General features: G+C 71.7%; 17 protein-coding genes and 1 riboswitch. Of the genes, 8 read left to right on the top strand and 9 right to left on the bottom strand.

Annotation, left to right across the window (positions count from 1 at the left end):
- Nucleotides 1-68 precede the first annotated feature (68 nt).
- From ACFYP4_RS01385 to ACFYP4_RS01375, 3 genes are all read right to left on the bottom strand, one after another.
- A complete protein-coding gene (locus ACFYP4_RS01385; RefSeq protein WP_358850329.1) occupies nucleotides 69-1304 on the bottom strand; it encodes an acyl-CoA dehydrogenase family protein in 1236 nt (411 codons plus the stop codon).
- Nucleotides 1305-1844: 540 nt separating this feature from the next.
- A complete protein-coding gene (locus ACFYP4_RS01380) occupies nucleotides 1845-2768 on the bottom strand; it encodes an LLM class F420-dependent oxidoreductase (RefSeq protein ID WP_388781591.1) in 924 nt (307 codons plus the stop codon).
- Between the two features lie 264 nt (nucleotides 2769-3032).
- Nucleotides 3033-3500: a DUF6099 family protein gene (locus tag ACFYP4_RS01375; RefSeq protein WP_388782664.1), complete on the bottom strand. Its 468-nt coding sequence runs from the start codon at nucleotides 3498-3500 to the stop codon at nucleotides 3033-3035.
- Here ACFYP4_RS01375 and ACFYP4_RS01370 point away from each other — a divergent pair.
- Complete coding sequence (locus ACFYP4_RS01370; protein ID WP_388782724.1) at nucleotides 3439-3579, top strand: hypothetical protein; 141 nt, start codon at nucleotides 3439-3441, stop codon at nucleotides 3577-3579. The genes ACFYP4_RS01375 and ACFYP4_RS01370 overlap by 62 nt on opposite strands.
- A 120-nt stretch (nucleotides 3580-3699) precedes the next feature.
- Here the strand turns inward: ACFYP4_RS01370 and ACFYP4_RS01365 are convergent, their stop codons facing one another.
- The 4 genes from ACFYP4_RS01365 to ACFYP4_RS01350 form a co-directional block, all read right to left on the bottom strand.
- Nucleotides 3700-4032: a nucleotide pyrophosphohydrolase gene (locus tag ACFYP4_RS01365; protein ID WP_358850415.1), complete on the bottom strand. Its 333-nt coding sequence runs from the start codon at nucleotides 4030-4032 to the stop codon at nucleotides 3700-3702.
- The gene (locus ACFYP4_RS01360; RefSeq protein WP_388782661.1) at nucleotides 4029-5216 is read right to left on the bottom strand and encodes an ATP-binding protein; all 1188 of its coding nucleotides are present in this window, start codon (nucleotides 5214-5216) and stop codon (nucleotides 4029-4031) included. The genes ACFYP4_RS01365 and ACFYP4_RS01360 overlap by 4 nt, the downstream gene beginning before the upstream one ends.
- Before the next feature lie 578 nt (nucleotides 5217-5794).
- The gene (locus tag ACFYP4_RS01355; RefSeq protein ID WP_358850416.1) at nucleotides 5795-6184 is read right to left on the bottom strand and encodes a cell division protein SepF; all 390 of its coding nucleotides are present in this window, start codon (nucleotides 6182-6184) and stop codon (nucleotides 5795-5797) included.
- A 134-nt stretch (nucleotides 6185-6318) separates the two neighbouring features.
- The gene (locus ACFYP4_RS01350) at nucleotides 6319-6678 is read right to left on the bottom strand and encodes a metalloregulator ArsR/SmtB family transcription factor (RefSeq protein WP_358850417.1); all 360 of its coding nucleotides are present in this window, start codon (nucleotides 6676-6678) and stop codon (nucleotides 6319-6321) included.
- 79 nt (nucleotides 6679-6757) lie between these two features.
- Nucleotides 6758-6997: riboswitch (cobalamin riboswitch) on the top strand.
- 27 nt (nucleotides 6998-7024) lie between these two features.
- Between ACFYP4_RS01350 and ACFYP4_RS01345 the strand changes: the two genes are divergently transcribed.
- The 3 genes from ACFYP4_RS01345 to ACFYP4_RS01335 all read left to right on the top strand — a co-directional run bounded on the left by ACFYP4_RS01345 (nucleotide 7025) and on the right by ACFYP4_RS01335 (nucleotide 9497).
- Nucleotides 7025-8116, top strand: coding sequence for a HoxN/HupN/NixA family nickel/cobalt transporter (locus tag ACFYP4_RS01345; protein WP_388781587.1), 1092 nt, complete (start codon nucleotides 7025-7027; stop codon nucleotides 8114-8116).
- 167 nt (nucleotides 8117-8283) lie between these two features.
- Nucleotides 8284-8946: a TetR family transcriptional regulator gene (locus ACFYP4_RS01340; protein ID WP_358850486.1), complete on the top strand. Its 663-nt coding sequence runs from the start codon at nucleotides 8284-8286 to the stop codon at nucleotides 8944-8946.
- A 104-nt stretch (nucleotides 8947-9050) separates the two neighbouring features.
- Complete coding sequence (locus ACFYP4_RS01335) at nucleotides 9051-9497, top strand: Zn-ribbon domain-containing OB-fold protein (protein WP_388781584.1); 447 nt, start codon at nucleotides 9051-9053, stop codon at nucleotides 9495-9497.
- A 46-nt stretch (nucleotides 9498-9543) separates the two neighbouring features.
- On the opposite strand, the gene ACFYP4_RS01330 is transcribed toward ACFYP4_RS01335, so the two are convergent.
- Both ACFYP4_RS01330 and ACFYP4_RS01325 read right to left on the bottom strand, forming a co-directional pair.
- A complete protein-coding gene (locus tag ACFYP4_RS01330) occupies nucleotides 9544-11055 on the bottom strand; it encodes a cryptochrome/photolyase family protein (RefSeq protein WP_388781581.1) in 1512 nt (503 codons plus the stop codon).
- Between the two features lie 190 nt (nucleotides 11056-11245).
- Nucleotides 11246-12151, bottom strand: a complete 906-nt coding sequence (locus ACFYP4_RS01325) for a hypothetical protein (protein WP_388781578.1) — start codon at nucleotides 12149-12151, stop codon at nucleotides 11246-11248.
- Nucleotides 12152-12264: 113 nt separating this feature from the next.
- Here ACFYP4_RS01325 and ACFYP4_RS01320 point away from each other — a divergent pair, with 113 nt between their 5' ends.
- From ACFYP4_RS01320 to ACFYP4_RS01305, 4 genes are all read left to right on the top strand, one after another.
- Entirely contained in the window at nucleotides 12265-13446 is a 1182-nt protein-coding gene (locus ACFYP4_RS01320) for a CapA family protein (protein WP_358850421.1), read from the top strand.
- 208 nt (nucleotides 13447-13654) lie between these two features.
- Nucleotides 13655-15910, top strand: coding sequence for a HAMP domain-containing protein (locus ACFYP4_RS01315; protein ID WP_388782657.1), 2256 nt, complete (start codon nucleotides 13655-13657; stop codon nucleotides 15908-15910).
- Between the two features lie 6 nt (nucleotides 15911-15916).
- The gene (gene pgsB / locus ACFYP4_RS01310; protein WP_358850422.1) at nucleotides 15917-17482 is read left to right on the top strand and encodes a poly-gamma-glutamate synthase PgsB; all 1566 of its coding nucleotides are present in this window, start codon (nucleotides 15917-15919) and stop codon (nucleotides 17480-17482) included.
- A complete protein-coding gene (locus ACFYP4_RS01305) occupies nucleotides 17479-17961 on the top strand; it encodes a poly-gamma-glutamate biosynthesis protein PgsC/CapC (protein WP_358850423.1) in 483 nt (160 codons plus the stop codon). The genes pgsB and ACFYP4_RS01305 overlap by 4 nt, the downstream gene beginning before the upstream one ends.
- Nucleotides 17962-17988: the final 27 nt, after the last annotated feature.

Here is a 17988-nt window from a genome sequence, read left to right as displayed (position 1 = left end):
GCGGACCCGGCGCGGGATCAGGGACGGGAGCCGCGGGCACGACGCTGTGTCCGTGGCTCCCCGCGTTCTCACACCCCGGCCGTCTCCAGCCGGTCGCCCTCTTCCAGGTGGTCCGTCGGACCGAGCCGCACCACGTCGGCCAGCCGCTCCGACCACTCGCCCTTCGCCGTGCCGAGCGCCACCTCGCCGAGGCGCAGGAGCTGGATGTCGGAGGTGCCCGCGGGGGCGTAGATGTGGTGGGCGTCGCGCAGGTACCGCTCGATGGGCCGGTCGGTGAACAGTCCGCTCGCGGCGTGGATCTCCATGCCGTCCCTGGCCGACTCGATGGCGGATTCGACGTTCAGGTATTTCGCGTTCATCAGCTCCGCGTCGCAGGATCTGCCCCGGTCCAGCTGGTGTACGGCGTGGTAGGCGGCCAGCCGCGCGGTCATCAGCCGGTGCTGCATCCGGCCCAGCTTGAGCTTGATGTTGTTGAGCGCGCCGAGCGACGCGCCGTACCGCTCGCGCTCGATGCACAGGGCGGTGGTCTCCTCCAGGACGGCCTGGTGGATGCCCAGGGAGACGGCGGTCAGGTTGGGGCGGCCGTAGAGCACGCTCGACGAGTAGGCGACCGCGAGCCCGTCGCCCTCCCTGCCGAGCAGATTCGCCGCGGGGACCCGGCAGTTGTCGAAGATGAGCTTGCCGAAGCTGAAGCCGTGCAGTCCCATGGCGGGCTGCTGTCCGGCGAGCGAGAAGCCGGGGCGGTCCGCCTCGACGAGGAACGCGGACAGTCCCCGCGACCCCTCACCGGTGCGGACGATCACTCCGTGCAGGTCTCCGACGTGGGAGTTGCCGACGAAGACCTTGTGCCCGTTGAGGATGTAGTCGTCGCCGTCACGCACCGCGGTGGTACGGATGGCGAGGACGTGGCCGCCGGACTCCTCCTCGGTGGTCGCGATGGTCGGCAGGCAGTCGCCGGCGGCGATGCGCGGCAGCCAGGTGGCCTTCTGGACATCGTTGCCATAGTGGATGACCTTCGCGACGCCGAGCTGGGACGCCTGCACCATGGCACCCATCGCCCCGCTGACCCGGGCGAGTTCCTCGATGATGATCGTCTTGGCCAGGTGGCCGGCCCCCATGCCGCCGTACGACCGGTCGACGGTGACGCCGATCCAGCCCTGCCGGGCGATGAGCCGGGACACCTCGTGCGCCACGGTCCGGGACGCCTCCATCTCGGGTATGCGGGGCCGCACCTCGCGTTCGGCGAACTCGCGTACCCGCTGCCGCAGATCCTCGTGCCATCTCGTGGTGAAGTACCGCTGCACAACCCCTCCTCCGCGCTGCCCCCACGACCGTTCGGGTGTGGAGGGACGTCCTTCGGCAGTGGTTCTCCGCCTCCAGGCAGACCGTCTGTAGGATTGTCGTCTTGTCGATCCATCTCGGCCAAGATCGCCAGCCGTCTTTGACTCAAACTCTGCGTCTTGTGAACCGAGCTGAAATGTGCGATGTGGCACGCAACTTGGTCACGAACGGACAGTAACGAGAGCCAAGTGACACAAGCGGAAGCGGACTGCAAGCCTCCTTCAACCAGGCCTGCCCACCAGGCAATTGCCCCGGGGGCAGGCACCTACGGAAAAGCGCGGTCCGTCACCTTCCCATCGGCCGACAACGCCCCGCCCTCTACCCGCGTCCGCGGCCCCGTCGGCGCACTTCGGCCAACGTGAGCGGAGCGTGGATGGAACCGCTCCGCCACGGGCATGCATCCAGTTCGGCACTCGGCCGGCCCTCGCGCCATGTCCCTGTATGTCCGCTTCACCGGGGCGGACAGCCGGCGCCGGACGGGCGCCCCCGCCGAGCCGGGGCCGTCACGTCAGCTGCGACTGCACCCGCGCCGAGATCAGGTCGAGATGGTCCAGGTCGCCGAGGTCGAGGATCTGGAGGTAGATGCGCCCGGCGCCGATCTCCGCGTACCGGCCGATCCTGTCGACGACCTCGGCCGGAGAGCCGGCCAGCCCGTTGGCCTTCAGCTCGTCCACGTCGCGGCCGATCGCGGCGGCGCGGCGCGCCACTTCCCGGTCGTCCTTGCCGACACAGGCCACCAGCGCGTTGGAGTACACCAGGTCACCGGCTTCGCGTCCGGCCCGCTCCGCCGCGGCACGCACCCGGCCGAACTGGCGCTCACTGTCCTCGACGGACGCGAACGGGATGTTGAACTCGTCCGCGTACTGCGCGGCGAGCCGCGGCGTGCGGGTCGCGCCGTGGCCGCCGATCAGCACGGGGATCTTCGCCTGTGCCGGCTTGGGCAGCGCGGGCGAGCCGGTGAGGTCGTAGTACGTGCCGTGGTGATCGAAGGTCGCTCCGGCCTCCGTCGCCCACAGCCCCGTGACGATCGCCAGCTGCTCCTCGAGGCGGGCGAACTTCTCCTTCGGGAACGGAATGCCGTACGCCTTGTGCTCCTCCTCGAACCAGCCCGCTCCCAGGCCCAGTTCGACCCGGCCGCCCGACATCTGGTCGACCTGCGCGACCTGGATGGCCAGTACGCCCGGCAACCGGAAGGTGCCGGCGGTCATGAGCGTGCCGAGCCGGATGCGCTTGGTCTCACGGGCGAGCCCGGCCAGGGTGATCCAGGCGTCGGTCGGTCCGGGCAGCCCGTCGCCCTCGCCCATGCGGAGGTAGTGGTCGGAGCGGAAGAAGGCGTCGAAGCCGAGGTCTTCGGTGGCCTTGGCGACAGTGAGAAGCGTGTCGTAGGTGGCGCCCTGCTGGGGCTCGGTGAAGATGCGCAGATCCATGCCTCCATCCTGCACGGTCGGACGGGGGGCCGACCTCACCGCCTCCCGTCGGCCGCGCCCGCCCCCCTGCCGGGTGAGAACCCGTCTGCCCGGTTGCGGCGCGGCTCCGTGACAGCGACCCGGTTCGCCGGTGATCGTCGGCTCGGGCGGAGCGGGACCGCCGGGCACCCGTCACCGGCGCCTGGCTCCCGGCGGCCCGCCTGCCGGGGCCACGATCCGGGGAGACCTCTCGCCCCCCCGGACCCGGCAGGCCGCACCGTCCCCTCATCCCGCCGCGCGGTCCCGCTCCACCATCTCCTCCTCCCGGACCGCGAGGCGCCGCAGCATCTCCAGCACCCGGTCACGGGACTCGTCCGCCGCGTCGATCGCCTCCATGCACTGCCAGTACGTCCCCTCGTCGTCGGCCGCGCACGCGATGCCGACGAGCGCGATGCCCACTTCGCCGAGCAGACACCCGAGATCGAGCAGGGTCTGCCGGGCATCGCCCAGGTCGGTGAGCCGGGCGGCCCGCAGGTCACCCACGCCGAGCGACGGCGCGTCCAGGACGCCGCAGCCTCTGCCCGCCAACTCCGTGAGCCCCAGGGCCTCACCGCGTAATTCCGGGGGACCGGACACTGCGAGGCGACTGCCGATCGCCTGCGCCAGGGCCTGCGCCTGCCACACCTCCCTCATGATCTCCGGCACCTCGCCGCTTCCCGCCAGGGCACGCCTGCTCGTCACGATGAGCCGCATCGCATCCATGCGCTGCCCCCGTCTGTCCGACGCGCTCTCGCACGTCTGCCCGAACTCCACCGTCCACTACCCAGAGTGAGGGCAGGCGGGACGAAAAGCCAGAGGTAGCCCGAAATCTGTGGACACAGAATCGACTGTGGACAACTTGACGACTACTGAGAGTGATTGACGGCGTGAGGCGTGCAGGCCCGAGAGCCGGTCAGGCGCCCTCCGGAGGCGGGAACCTCCGTTCGTTGCGGTCGATCTTCGCGTCGAGTGCCGCGAGCGGATCCACGTCGAGCACCGTGCACAACTGGAGCAGATAGGCGAGCACGTCGGCGACTTCGTCCCGCACGCGGTGCGCGGTGTCCGGGTCGTCCATCACCCGGGCCGACTCCTCCGGCGTCAGCCACTGGAAGATCTCGACCAGTTCGGACGCCTCCACGCTGAGCGCGGCGGCCAGGTTCTTGGGGGTGTGGTAGGGCTGCCAGTTCCGCGCGGCCGCGAACCCGGCCAGCCGGCGCTGCAAGTACGACACGTCCAGTTCCGTCACGCCCCCAGGTCTACCACCGTGGCCCCGGCCACCTCCGCGGCCCCCGACGCGTCGCTCACGGCCCCCACCAGCCGGATGTGTCCCCTCTCGCACATCCGCGCCGCGAGGCGCAGGAGTTCCCCGGCCTGCCGGGGATCGAGCGAACGGTCGAAGCCGTCGGCCAGCACCGTCAGCGTCTGCAGCGCCGCCGGGACCTCGCCGGCGGTGTCCACCTCCAGCACCCCGGGTCCGGTGAGCAGCACCAGGGCCAGCGCGAGATACCTCAACTCGCCGTCCCCCAGCAGTCCCAGGTGCGTGCGGCGGCCGTCGCCCCGGTCGAGCAGGCCGCGGACCCCGCCGCCGGGCAGCGGCTCGGCGAGCAGCTCGGCGACCGGGCCCGCGCAGCCGGCCCGGACCGCGGCCACCAGCAGCCCGTGGCGCCGTGCGCACTCCGTCCTGGTCCGCCAGAGCACGTCGGCGACGTTGTCACAGCCGCGCAGCAGGCGCCCGCCGCCGGCCGGCACGGGGGCGCGCATGGACGGGGGTTGCGGGTCGCAGGCGAAGACGGAGCGCAGGGCGATCACCATCTGCTCGGCGGCGGCGAGCACTTGGCGCTGGCCGTCGGTCTTGCCCGCGACCCGCAGGGGCAGCAGCGCGGTACCGAGGCGGTCGTCGGGGAGCGGGCCCCGGGTGACCGGGGACGCGCCCGCCGTGTGCCAGGCCGCCTGGACGACGGAGCGGCTCGGATCCCGCAGCGCCGTCTCCAGCAGGACGAGGCCGCCCGCCGTCAGCCGTTCGCCGACGATGCGCAGTTCGGGTTCGGCCTGTACGGCGAGGTCGAGCCGGACGGGGCCCTCGGGACCGTCCGCCGTACAGCCGATACGGAAACCGCGCCGCCGCTGGGCGTCCGGGCGGGCCCCTTCGGGAACGCAGGCCGCCGGGTCCGGGAACACCTCGCCCAGTTCGGCCCCGCCGCCGAGCCGCGCCAGTGCCTCGTACGCCCGCAGCGCCGTGGACTTGCCGCTGCCGCTGGGGCCCGCGAAGAGCGTGAGCGGCCCGAGCGCGAAGGCGGCGCCGCGGTGTCCGGCGAAGGCGGAGAGCCGTAGGCGGGTGATGCTCGGCCGGTCCGGCCGCGTGTGCGGGGTGCTCGGTGCGGCCGGTGCCGTCTCGGGAACATCCGGCGCCGCCGGGGGCGCTGCGAGGATCCCGGGGGCCGCGGCACGCGGTTCGGGGACCCGCTCCCGCCTCGCAGGCTCGGCAGCACGCTCCCACGCGTCCGGTTCCGTGCCGGAGGGCCGGTCCGGACATACGCCGGTGCCTGGGCGCGCGCCGGTGTCCGGGCGGACCCGGGCCTCCGAGCGAACCCCGGTATCCGGGCCGGCCCCGACGCCCGGAAGCACCCTGGCTTCCGGACGCGCCCGGGTGTCCGGACGCGCCCCGGCCTCCGGGCGGACCCCAACACCCGGGCGCACCCCGGCTTCCGGGTGTTCCCCGACATCCGTGGGGTGTCCGCCGGACGTGCGGTGTCCGGCATCCGTGCTGTGTCCGGCGGACGTCCGGTGCTCAGCGGACGGCCCGGACGGCGGGGACTGTAAGGGCGGCAAGGGCGGCAAGGGTGACGGGGCCGGCATCGGCGGCACAGGTGACGCGGTCATATCCGGACGGTAGGACTCCGCCGCCAGGCGAACCGTTCCGGCCGGGCGGTCTTCCTTCGTTCGAGGGATCACGCCCGTTGATGGCGACCCCCGGGGGCGCCGGCCACCCCGGGGACGTCACCCCCCGGTCACAGCCCGGGGACCCCCGCGCTCTCCATCAGCCCCTGCACCTCGGTACCGGGCGGCGTCAGCAGGAACACGTTCCGGTCGACCCGGTGCATCCCGCTCGCCAGGCCGAAGACCACACCCGTGCTGAAGTCCAGTACCCGCTTGGCGACATCGGTCTCCGCGCCCGTCAGGTCGAGGAGCACGGGGGTGCCGCCCATCAGCGTTTCGGCGACCTCACGGGCGTCCGCGAACACGTTGACCCGCAGGACCACGAAGCGGCGCCGCGCCTCGGTCGGGGCTTCGGGTACCGACCGGTGGCCGACGGCCGACGGCCACGCGTCCCGGCCGCGCAACGGAACGACCTGGGCGAGCCCTTCCCACTGTTCATCGGTGACGTCGTGGCTGTTCACTGGCCATCCCCGCCCTGGCTCGCCATGGTTGTCTGCACCAGGCAATTCTTACCCATGGTCACCCGTTCGGCCGAACAGCGACACGGTCCGCGACAGCTCTCCTTGCGGTACGGCTCGCGGAAACACGTCCGGAATCAGGCGATACCCGTACCGCAGTGCGCCAGCAGCGCGGCAACCGGCCCGTCGATCAGGCGGTAGCGCACGACGCGTCCCTCCCGCTCGCCGACGACGACCTCGGCCGTCCGCAGCAGGCGCAAGGCCTGCGAGACGGCGGGGTCGTTCATGCCGGTCGCGATCGCCAGGTCGGACACCGCCAGGGGCCCGGCCCGGTGCAGCGCCAGCAGGAGCGCCAGCCTGCCGGGGTCGGCGAGCAGCGAGAAGCGGTCGGCCCAGGCGCGTACGGCCGCGGGCTCGCCGATGGCGGCGACGGCGTCGCAGACCCGGTGGCCGTCGATGGTGCGCCGGTCGGCACGGTCGGCGGGGACGAGATGCATGACGGCATTCTTCCAGGCGGCACTGTGATCTTCGATACCTGCGCAACCGTGCAGGCTTGCAGCGGTTGACGGGCGGCACCTAAGGTTGGCGGGCCGTGGTGTTCGGGAAGACCGGTGACAGCCTTTCAGGGGCTCAGTCCGGAGCGGCCCTCGCCACTGTGATCGGGGAGTTCCCGTCCCGTGCCGCTCCAGGGCGGCGCCACTGGCCGGACGGCCGGGAAGGCAGGGGCGGGCGCGTCGACCCTCCGCCACGCCCGGCTTCGGCTCGTGCGGGAGGTACCCGCGAGCCAGGAGACCGGCCACGGCATCTCACGAAGTGATCCACGAGGTGCTGGAGCGTGACCGCATGACCCTGCCCACCGGGCCCGCCGCCTTCCAATGGCGACGCGAGGACACCGTCCGTACCGCCGGCCTGCTGGCGGTGATCGCCGCCCTGCACGTCGTCGCGTTCGGCGTGCTCTTCCTGCTGGTCGTGCCGGCGCACTACGAGGTCGGTTCGAAGGCGTTCGGCATCGGCCTCGGCGTCACCGCGTACACGCTCGGCATGCGGCACGCCTTCGACGCCGACCACATAGCGGCCATCGACAACACGACGCGCAAGCTGATGGCCGACGGCAAGCGGCCGGTGTCGGTGGGGTTCTGGTTCGCGCTCGGCCACTCCAGCGTGGTGGTCCTGCTCGCGGCGCTCATCGCGGGCGGCACCCAGGTGGCCGGCCGGATCATGAACGAGGGGTCGAGCACGCACCAGGTGCTCGGCGTCATGGGTACGACCGTCTCGGGCGTGTTCCTCTACCTCATCGCCGCGCTCAACCTCGTGGCCCTCATGGGCATCCTGCGGGTCTTTCGCGCGATGCGGGCCGGGACGTACGACGAGAAGGAACTCGAAGGACACCTGGACTCACGGGGATTCATGAACCGGATCCTCGGCCGGTTCACCAAGTCCATCAGCCGCCCGGGGCAGATGTTCCCGCTGGGCTTCCTCTTCGGCCTCGGCTTCGACACCGCGACGGAGGTCACGCTGATGGTGATGGCGGGCAGCGGCGCCGCGGCGGGGCTGCCCTGGTACGCGATCCTGTGCCTGCCGCTGCTGTTCGCCGCGGGCATGAGCCTGTTCGACACGCTCGACGGCACGTTCATGAACTTCGCCTACCAGTGGGCCTTCTCGAACCCCGTGCGCAAGGTGTTCTACAACCTCACCATCACCGGCCTGTCGATCGCGGTGGCGTTCCTGATCGGCACGATCGAACTGGTCGGCGTCCTGCACGACCGGCTCGACCTGCGGGACGCGGTCACGGGCTGGATCGCCGGGCTCGACCTCGACAACGTGGGCTTCATCATCGTCGGTCTGTTCGTGGTCGTGTGGGCCGCCGCGCTCGCCTACTGGCGGCTGGCCAGGGTCGAGCAGCGGTGGGCGGTGCGCCCCGCCGACGGCGGCTGACGCCGGGGACGAGGGCCGAGCCCGCCGGGGACGCCCACCGATATGACACTCAGTCCCCTCCAGGGGCGGCACTGAGTGTCATATGTGATCGCCGATGCTAGTTTCCCCGCATGAGTGAGACTCCCCGCCGGAGCCCGTCGGCCGGGACGGGCGCCCCGAAACCCCCGATGCGCGACGCGCTGGTCGCGGCGGCGTTCCGGCTGTTCCTCGAACGCGGCTACGAGCAGACCACGGTCGACGACATCGTGACGCTGGCCGGGGTGGGACGGCGGTCGTTCTTCCGGTACTTCCCGTCGAAGGAGGACGTGGTCTTCCCGGACCACGAGCGCTGCCTCGCCGAGATGACCGAGTTCCTGAACTCCGGCTCCGGCCCGGCGGACCCGGTCGAGCAGGTCTGCGACGCGGCCCGGCTCGTGCTGCGGATGTACGCCGAGAACCCGACGTTCTCCGTGCAGCGCTACCGGCTCACCCGGCGGGTGCCCGGACTGCGCGCGTACGAGCTGTCCGTGGTCTGGCGCTACGAACGTGCCCTCGCGGACCATCTGCGCACCCGCTTCGCGGGGCGGCGCGACGGAACCCTGGAGGCCGACGTGATCGCGGCCGCGGTGGTCGCGGCCCACAACAACGCGCTGCGGTCCTGGTTGCGGGCGGACGGCGAGGGGGACGCCGGCGCCCGGGTGGACCGGGCGCTGCGCCATGTGCGGCGCACCTTCGGCGCGGACGACCCGGGCACCCGCCGGGAGGGCCGGGACGTGGTGGTCGTCGTGGCTCGGCGCGGGGTCCCGATGTGGCGGGTGGTCCAGGAGATCGAGTCGGCCTGGACGGATTGAGGGTACGGAGTGCCTTTACGACTGGCACTGAGTGCCATAACCTGTCGCTCGTGCACGGCGATCCGAGCACATCAGATTCCGGCCGAGCGCAGGGAGATGACATCGTGTTCCACCCGGGAATCGGGATCGCGGCGGACGTGCTGGACGCCGATGCGCCCCAGAACGAGGCCACCGCCCCCGCGGAGAGCGGCGCCCCCGTGTGGGCCGCGCGGAGCGAGGAACGTCTCGCCTTCCAGCGGTGCCGCTGGTGCGGGACCACCATGTTCCACCGGCTGCTGTGTCCGGTCTGCGCGTCGAGCGACCTGCACACCGAACACAGCCGGGGCGCGGGCATCGTGCGCCGCACGACCGTGGTCCGCCGCAACACCCCCGCCGCGCGCAACGTGTCCCTCATCGAGATGGCGGAGGGCTTCACCGTCCGCGGCCGCGTGAAGGGCCCGTTCATCGCGATCCGCCCGGGCGGCCGCGTCCGCCTCACGGTCGCCGAGGACCCGGTCCGCGGCGAGCCCGTCTTCGAACTCTGCGACGACTTCTACGGCCCGCGCGACTGACGTCCGGCCGCGCGACCGACGGCGTCACCGTGCCCGGGAGCCGGTCTCAGTCCCGACGGCCCCGCTCCTGCTCCAGCAGTTCTTCGAGGTCGCGCAGGCGGTCGAGGCCGCGCACCGCCTGCGTCATCCGCGCGTTGTGTTCGAAGCGGTCCCGGTGGCGGTGCAGGAGGTTCCAGTACCCGGCGGTGAAGGGGCAGGCGTCCGCACCGACCCGGACGGACGGTGTGTACCGGCAGGGTCCGCAGAAGTCGCTCATGCGGTCGATGTACGCTCCGCCGGACGTGTAGGGCTTGGTGGTCATGCGGCCCCCGTCCGCGTACTGCGACATGCCGATGACGTTCGGGACCATCACCCAGTCGTAGCCGTCGACGAAGCTCCGGTGGAACCAGTCGGTGACGGCCCGCGGGTCCCAGCCCCGCTGCAGGGCATGACTGCCCAGGATCATCAGGCGCGGGATGTGGTGCGTCCAGCCGGTCGCTCCGACCTGCCGGAGGACGTGCGTGAGGCAGTTCGCGTCGGTCGCGTCCGGGGACAGCTCCGTGAACCAGCCGGGCAGGGGCTCGTGGTGGCCGAGGGCGTTGCCCTCGCGGTACCGGTCGCCGAAGTACCAGTAGACGTGCCAGACGAACTCGCGCCAGCCGGCGATCTGCCGCACGAAGCCCTCGGCGCTGTTGAGCGGCACGGCGCCCGACCGCCAGCGCGCCTCCGCCTGTCCGACGCATTCCGCGGGGTCCAGCAGCCCGAGGTTGAGCGAGGACGAGAGCAGGCTGTGGCTCATCGTCGGGTCCCCGGCGAGGATCGCGTCCTCGTACGCGCCGAACGTGGCCAGCCGGTGCTGGACGAAGCGGCGCAGCGCGGCGAGGGCTTCCCGGCGCGTGGCGGGGAATCTGCGGGGTCCGTCCTCGCCGACGAACTCGACGTCCCCGTCGCGCGACCAGCGGTCGAGATCGGACCGCACCTCGGCGTCGATGTCGTCCTCCCGGGGCCGATAGGGCGCCGGAACGCCCAGGCCGGTGCGGCCGCGCGGCGGGGGCTGCCGGTTGTCATGGTCCAGGTTCCAGCGGCCGCCGACGGGCCGGTCGCCCTCCATCAGCAGATCGTGTGTCTGACGGACCCATCGGTAGAAGTCCTCCTGGCGGAGGTGTTTCGTGCCGCGGCCGTCCGCCCAGAGCCTGAACTCCTCGTGCGCCACGAGAAAGCCGCGGGCCGGCAGGACGCGTACCGAGGGCAGCGCGCGTACGAAGGTGAGGGCCGCGTGGGACGTGGGGTGGTGCACGGTCACCGAGCCGTCCCCCACCGCCTCGCGCAGGCCCTGGCGATAGGTGTCCGCCCTGACGTACCGCACGCGGTCGCCGAGTTCCGCGGCGCGATGGCGCATCGCCGAGAGGATCAGGTGCGCCTTGGCGCGGTGGAAGCGGCGCCGCCGGAAGACACCTCTGGACTCGATCATCACCAGGGGCGCGTCCCGGTCGGGCCCGCCCCGCGCCGGATCGGCGAAGTGGGGGCCGAGATGGTCGCCGAACAGCCAGTGGGGGGTGCCGGACTCTTCTTCCGTCATGGCGAGCGCTCCGTGGACGATCCGTTGCCGGGCCGGCACGCCGTGCGAGGCGGCGGGCCTGTCCGCAGATCAAAGCGCAGGCGGTCACGGACGGGACGCGGCACACGCCGTTCCTCTTCGGATGGCCTGGCAGGTGACACCGGGGGGAGCAGCGGTGGCCCGGCGATCGCCACGTACCCCAGCTGATGCGTCACCTCCCGTCGGGCTCACCGGACTTCCACGCCGTGACCAGCCCGGCGAGGGCCTCGGCGGCCTCCTCGGTGTCGCGGCCGTCGTCCGCGCGGGCGTGCCGGGCCAGCTCGACGTGGACGAAGCCGGCGTGTTCGCGCTGCGCCGAACGGCCCTGGACGTTGGTCGTGCCCTCCAGCGGGCAGCGCGCCTCCCAGGCCCGGCAGACCCGCAGCCCGTCCTCGTCCATGCGGTCGGCCATGGCGGCCACTTCGGCGGGCGCGGTCTCGACGGCGCCGGTGGAGACGACGGCGTCGTAGGGGCGGTCGGAGGAGTCGGTGAAACCGTGCAGCTGCACGCCGGGCACCCCGCGCTTCTGCAGCTCGACGACGATCGTGTGGAAGGCGCTGTCCTCGCGGTGGGCCACATCGGCGGCAGCGTCCTCGCCGGCCCGGCGGTGCGTGCCGGCGAGGACGAGGGCGCCGCCGGGACTCTGCTCCAGGAGCCGGATGCCGAGGGCCTCGGTGTCGCGGTCGGAGACGGGGTGCGGGACCTGGGCGTTCCACCGGACGGCGGAGTCGGCGTTCAGGTACAAGCGGCCCCAGCCGGTGCTCGCGCCGGTGCCGGTGGCGGCGATCTCGTCGTAGCGGCGGCCGGAGTCGGTGTCGGTGAGTCGGGTGAGCCCGAGGCCGAGCGGGGCGAGCCGCCGTTCGGCCTCCTGGGCGTCGCCGGACAACAGGCTGCCGACGGCCTTGGCAAGCCGTGCGCGCTGTGCCTCGCCGGGCGGAGTGTAGGGGTCGTCGGCGCGGAACCCGGCCGTGTATTCGACGATGCGGCTGCGCAGGTCGACCAGTTCACGGGCGCGCGGAATGGAATCTTCCGAGGTCGGGGACGTGTCGGCCTGGCAGCCCACCAAAGCCAGAAGCAAACCTATCCGGACGAAAACGCGCTGCAAGTGTGACCGTCCCGTGACCATAATCCGATGGTCGCTTGTGAGGTTCATGTAAATATGACTCGGTGACATTCCGTAAGTCTCTCCGTATGGGCCGTTCGCTGGCGTTACTGGCGACTGCCGTCGGCCTGACCGTGTCGTGCGGTTCCGAGGACGCGCAGCCCCACACCAAGGCCGGCGGCCGCAGTTTCACCGTCGCCGCCGCCGGGGATGTCCTCATCCATCCCGAGCTGGTCGAGCAGGCCGCCAAGGATGCCGAGGAGAGCGGGCACGGAGAGGCCGGACTGGACTTCGGGCCGCTGCTCGCCGGGGTGAAGCCCGTGATCAGCAAGGCCGACCTGGCGATCTGTCACATGGAGACACCGGTCGGGAAGCCGAAGGGACCCTTCGAGGGATACCCGGAGTTCCTGGTTCCGCCGCAGATCCTGACCACCCTGAAGGACGTGGGGTACGACACCTGCTCGACGGCCTCCAATCACACCTTCGACCACGGACTGACCGCGGTACGGCGCACGCTGAACGCCATGGACGAGGTGGGCCTCGGGCACACCGGGTCGGCGCGGACGCCGAAGGAAGCGGAGCAGATCAACATCCGCGACGTCAAGGGCGTCAAGGTCGCCCACCTCGCCTACTCCTGGGAGTCCTTCCTCAACCCCACACCCGAGAAGGAGAGCTGGGCCTTCAACCGTTCCAGCACGGGTGAGGTGAAGAAGGCCGAGAAGCGGGCCCGCGACAAGGGCGCCGAGGTGGTGATCCTCTCCCTGCACTGGGGCCTGGAGCACTACAACGAACCGAGCGTCCCGCAGCTGGACATGGCCGAGCGGATCACCGAGGAGACCGGGGTCGACCTGGTGATCGGGCACCACTCCCACGTGGTGCAGCCGATCCAGAAGGTCAACGGCACGTGGGTCGCCTACAGCCTCGGCAACCAGGTGGCCCGGCACTCCTCGCCGACCGGTCTCACCGAGGAGGGGGCCATCGGCTGGTTCGAGTTCCACGAGACCGCCGACGGCTGGGACGTCTCCGCCCGCTACCGCACCACGCTGGTGGACATCCCGCCCGAGACCGAGGCCGGGGAGAAGGCGGCCGAGGGGTCGGTCGAGGACCTGCGGGTGGTGGACGTCCAGCAGGCGCTGGAGAACCCGGAGGGGCTGTCCGACGACCGGATCGCCCGCTACCGCCTGGCCGAGGACCGCACGCGCGGCTTCCTCTACAACCGGGGAGCGCCGGGCGGTGACGGCCTGAAGCGGCTCTCCTCGCCGGAAAGGTGACCAGGGCCACACACCCCTGTGCGCCGACGGATACAACCTTGTCGGCGTTTATCAGTCTTTTCTGTGACGGCGTCATGCTGCCGCGCGACGGCGGTGCTTCCTTCGGGCGCTGAGCACCCGCAGCGACTAAGGAAGAAGACCGGTGACATCGACTCCTGCCGCGCCCCTCGTGCCGAAAGGGCGGCGGCGCAGCCGCAGACGCGCGGACATGCCGCTGCTGGGCGGAATCCGGCCGCCGATCGCGCTGCTGTGCGTGCTGGTCCTCGCCCTCGCGGCCCTCACGGCCAAGGTGCTGGGGCCGGACGCGGAACCGGTCGTGCCGAAGGCGGTGCTCTCCTCGCAGCAGTACTTCGCCCAGGACGGCGCCATCGCCCTGCGCGCCTCGATCGACGAGCGGGTCACGGACCTCGAACGCACCGCCACCGCGCTGAGCACGGGCAGGCCGGCGGACCCCGAGCGCGTCCTGTCGGACCTGAGCAAGGCGTACCAGAAGTGGACCGGCACCACGGTGCTGGACCTGGAGAGCGGCAAGGTGCTCGCCGCCCGCGGGGAGCGCATCCCGCTCGGCTGGCTGGACAAGGACGTCCTCACCGGTGACCGGGCGCTCACCCCGCGCATGGTGCGCCTGGAGACCGGCGACGTGCGCCTGATGACGATGGCCGTGCTGGGCGGGAAGAAGGGGGCGCAGCAACTGCTGATCGCCTCCAACAGCCTCTCGGTGCCCTCCATCAACCTGGGCCCGTTCCGGAGCATGGCCGTCGTCGCGCGGGGCGGCGAGGTCCTCGCCACCGCCGGCTTCGAGCAGTCCGAGGCACTCAACTCGGACGCGGAGCGCGAGGAACTCACCTTCCTGCAGAAGCAGATGACGCGGCTGTCCGACCGGGCCGCCGAGGCGACCGAGCAGAACCCCGTCAGCGCGCGGGAGCCCGGTTCCCGCGGCTATCCCGGCGTCAGCGGAACCCTGCTGGGCGACGACTACAACGGCCGTGTCGCGACCGCCGGGTACGCCTCCCTCGCCGCGTCCGACCCGGAGGACGGGGAGAGTGTCGCCGCCGGCCTCGGCCTGACGGTCGTCGCCATGCTTCCCGTGGTCCAGCAGCAGACCGTCACCGAGGGCAGCCGGCAGCTCTTCGGCCTGCTGGCGGCGGGCGCCCTGGTGCTGCTCGGACTGCTCGCGGTCGCCGTGCTGTGGATGACCGTGCAGCGTCCGCTGCTCAAACTGTTCCTGGAATCCCGCCGTCTCGCCCGCGGCGACCTGGTCAGGCCCGTCGCGGTGCCCCGCTGGGGGGAGGCCGCCCGCATCGGCTCCGCGCTGGAGCGCACCCGCGGCCAGCTCGGCGGCGCGCACGCCCCGGACGGTGCCGCCGGTGCCCGCCCGGCCGGCAGGTTCCGGGGCGGTGCGCGCGGACCGCTGGTGCTGACGGCGGTGCTCCTGCTGCTGTGGTGCGTCCCCGTGGGGTTCCTGCTCAACCGCACGGACGGGACCGTCAGCATCCCCGCCCCCATGGTCAACGACCAGCGCGACCGCACCGACCTGGTCGCCGACCGGGCCCGCCGGGCGCTGAACGAGGCCCAGGCCGACCTCGTCTCCACCGCACACCTGATCGACATCGACGAGCCCGCCGCCACCGAGGCCGTGCTGAAGGACGCCCTGCGCGAGCACACCCGCTACCAGGCGCTGTATGTCGTCGGTGAGGACGGCGACGTCGTCGCCCGGGCCGGTGCCGGCCCCCACGCGTGGCGCGCGAAGAAGGACCGGACACTCGTCCGCGTCTCCGGCAGGGGTGGGAAGAAGCCCGTCGTCCAGACCGGGGCGCCGGTGCCGGAGCACGAGGGCACCACCCTCGTCGGCGAGGTGCGGGTGGAGTTCCTCAACTCGCTGCTGAAGCGGCCCGGCCTCGGCGAGGTCCGGATCGTGGACGCCGACGTGCGGACCCTCGCCGCCAGCGACGGTTTCCGCGCCTTCGAGGGGCTGCCGAACGACGCGCTGCCCGACCTGGTGCGCGCCGGCAACGTGCGGGTGGGCGCCGGGCCCGTGGAGAACGGTCTGCTCATCCGCGGCGGGGGCGCCGTCACCGTGGCCGCCGCGGCGCCGTTCACCGGCGGCGGCGTCGCCTCCGGCCTCGGCTGGACCGTCGTGAGCTGGCAGAACGCCGACCACTTCGAGATCACCGCCTACGAGCGCGAGGACCGCAGCGTGCTCGCGGGTCTGCTCGGCCTCGCCCTGATCGTGGTCTGCCTGGGCTGGATCCACCTCGTCGTCGTACGGCCCCTGCGGGCCCTCGCACAGGACGCCGAGAAGCTCGCCGACGGCGACCTCAAGACCGTGCACTACCCCCGCTACCAGGACGAGGTCGGCGCCGTCGTCCGCAGCCTCGAACTGATCCGCCAGCAGTTGCAGGCCCGCCGGCAGAACCAGGCGCGCCGGCCCGCCGAGTCCCGGCCCGGCGCCGGAGGAAGGTGACCAAGCGTGCTCTATCTCTACTTCGTCCTGTTGATCGGCTGTCTGTTCCTGTTCGTCGCGGGCATCGTGGAGCAGCGTCGGCACTACGCCGCGCTGCACACCATCCCTTCGCGGGTGCTCGTCAACGGCATCCGCGGCAAGTCCTCCATCACCCGGCTCTGCGCGGGCGCGCTGCGCGGCGGTGACCTGATCACCGTCGCCAAGACGACCGGGACGGCGGCCCGCTTCATCCACCCCGACGCCACCGAGGAGCCGGTCTACCGCAAGTTCGGCATCGCCAACGTGGTGGAGCAGATCGGCATCGTCCGGCGGGCCGCCACGTACCGGCCCGACGCCCTCGTCATCGAGTGCATGGCCGTGATGCCGGCCCTCCAGGAGGTCAACCAGAGCAAGCTGATCCGCTCCACCATCGGCGTGCTGTGCAACGTCCGTGAGGACCACCTCGCCGAGATGGGCCCCACCCTGGACGACGTGGCCCGGTCACTGTGCCGCTCGATGCCCCAGGACGGCATCTGCGTCACCGCCGAGAAGGAGCGCTTCCACATCCTCCAGGAGGAGGCGGACGCCCGGAACTGCCAGTTGGTCTACGCCGACCCGGAGACCGTCAGCGACGAGGAACTGCGCGGCTTCAGCTGGTTCACCTTCAAGGAGAACGTGGCGATCGCCCTGGTCGTCGCCGACCTGCTCGGCGTGCGGCGCGAGGTCGCCCTCCAGGGCATGTACGACGCGCCGCCGGACCCGGGCGTGCTCTCCGTGGAGCGCTACGCGGCCTCGGGCGGCAACCGGCTCGCCTTCGCCAACGTCTTCGCGGCCAACGACCCCGAGTCGACGCTGATGAACATCAACCAGCTGCTCGACCTGGGCGCGATCCGGCGCCCCCTGAACGTAGTGATCAACTGCCGCCCCGACCGCGTGGAGCGCAACGGGCAGATGGGCGAGATCATCCCCGATCTCCAGCCCGACCACGTCTTCGTCATCGGGCACCCCGCGAAGAGCGCCATCGACGCCATCCCCGCCGAGTGGCGGGACCGGGCGGTCGACCTGGGCGGCGAGAAGCGGTCCGCCGAGGAGTTCATGCCGGCCCTGCTCGGCCGCATGTCCGACGGCTCCTCCCTGGTGGCCATCGGCAACATCCACGGCCAGGGCGAGGAGCTGCTGGAGTACCTCGCCGAACTCCCCGCCGACGAGAGCGAAGCGGACGAGGAGACGCCGGGCCCCGTCGCCGCGGCGGCCCCGGCGCAGTCGCCCCGCCTCGACCCGTTCGCCTCGTACCCCCCTGCGTACGAGGAGCGCTACCAGGCTTCGCGGACCCAGGAGATCCCGGTGGTCCGCATCCCGGCCCGGCCGTCACCGCCGTACCCGCAGCGGTACGAGCCCGACGAGCAGTACGCGCAGCAGGAACGGTACGAGCCCCACCAGCAGTACGCACAGCAGGAGCAGTACGCGCGACAGGAGCGCTACGAGCCCCACGAGCAGTACGCCGACGCGCCGCGGCAGCAGCCGTACGAATCCGCCCAGACCTGGCCGCCGCCCTACGACGAGCCGCACGACGACGCCCGGAGACCCCGTTGACCACCGCCGCACTGACCCCCGAGATGGCCGCCCTGGGTATCGCGATAGGGCTGTTCTTCTCGCTGCTGTGCTACCTCACCACCAACCTCTCGCCCGGCGGCATGATCACTCCGGGCTGGCTCGCCCTGACGCTGATCGAGGACGTCCAGCGGGCGGCCATGGTGGTCGGCGTCACCGCCCTCACCTACGGCGGCACCAAGATCATGCAGCGGCTCGTGATCCTCTACGGCAAGCGGCTGTTCGCCTCGGTGGTGCTGCTCGGCGTGCTGCTCCAGGGCACGGTGATGATCCTGCTCTCGCTGGAGTTCCCGCTGCTCTACGGCAACCAGACCCTCGGCTTCATCGTGCCCGGCCTGATCGCCTACCAGATGGTGCGCCAGCCCAAGGGCGCCACGCTACTGGCGACCGGCACGGTCTCGCTCATGGCCTACATCGTCGTCGCCGCCGGGCTGCTGCTCGGCATCATGCCCACCGTCTGACAAGCCGCCCCAGAACGACCGAGGAGT

This window comes from Streptomyces sp. NPDC005551, from assembly GCF_042871785.1.
GTDB lineage: Bacteria > Actinomycetota > Actinomycetes > Streptomycetales > Streptomycetaceae > Streptomyces.
The sequence above is the reverse complement of the archived record's forward strand: the minus strand, read 5'-3'. Positions and strand labels throughout refer to the sequence as shown.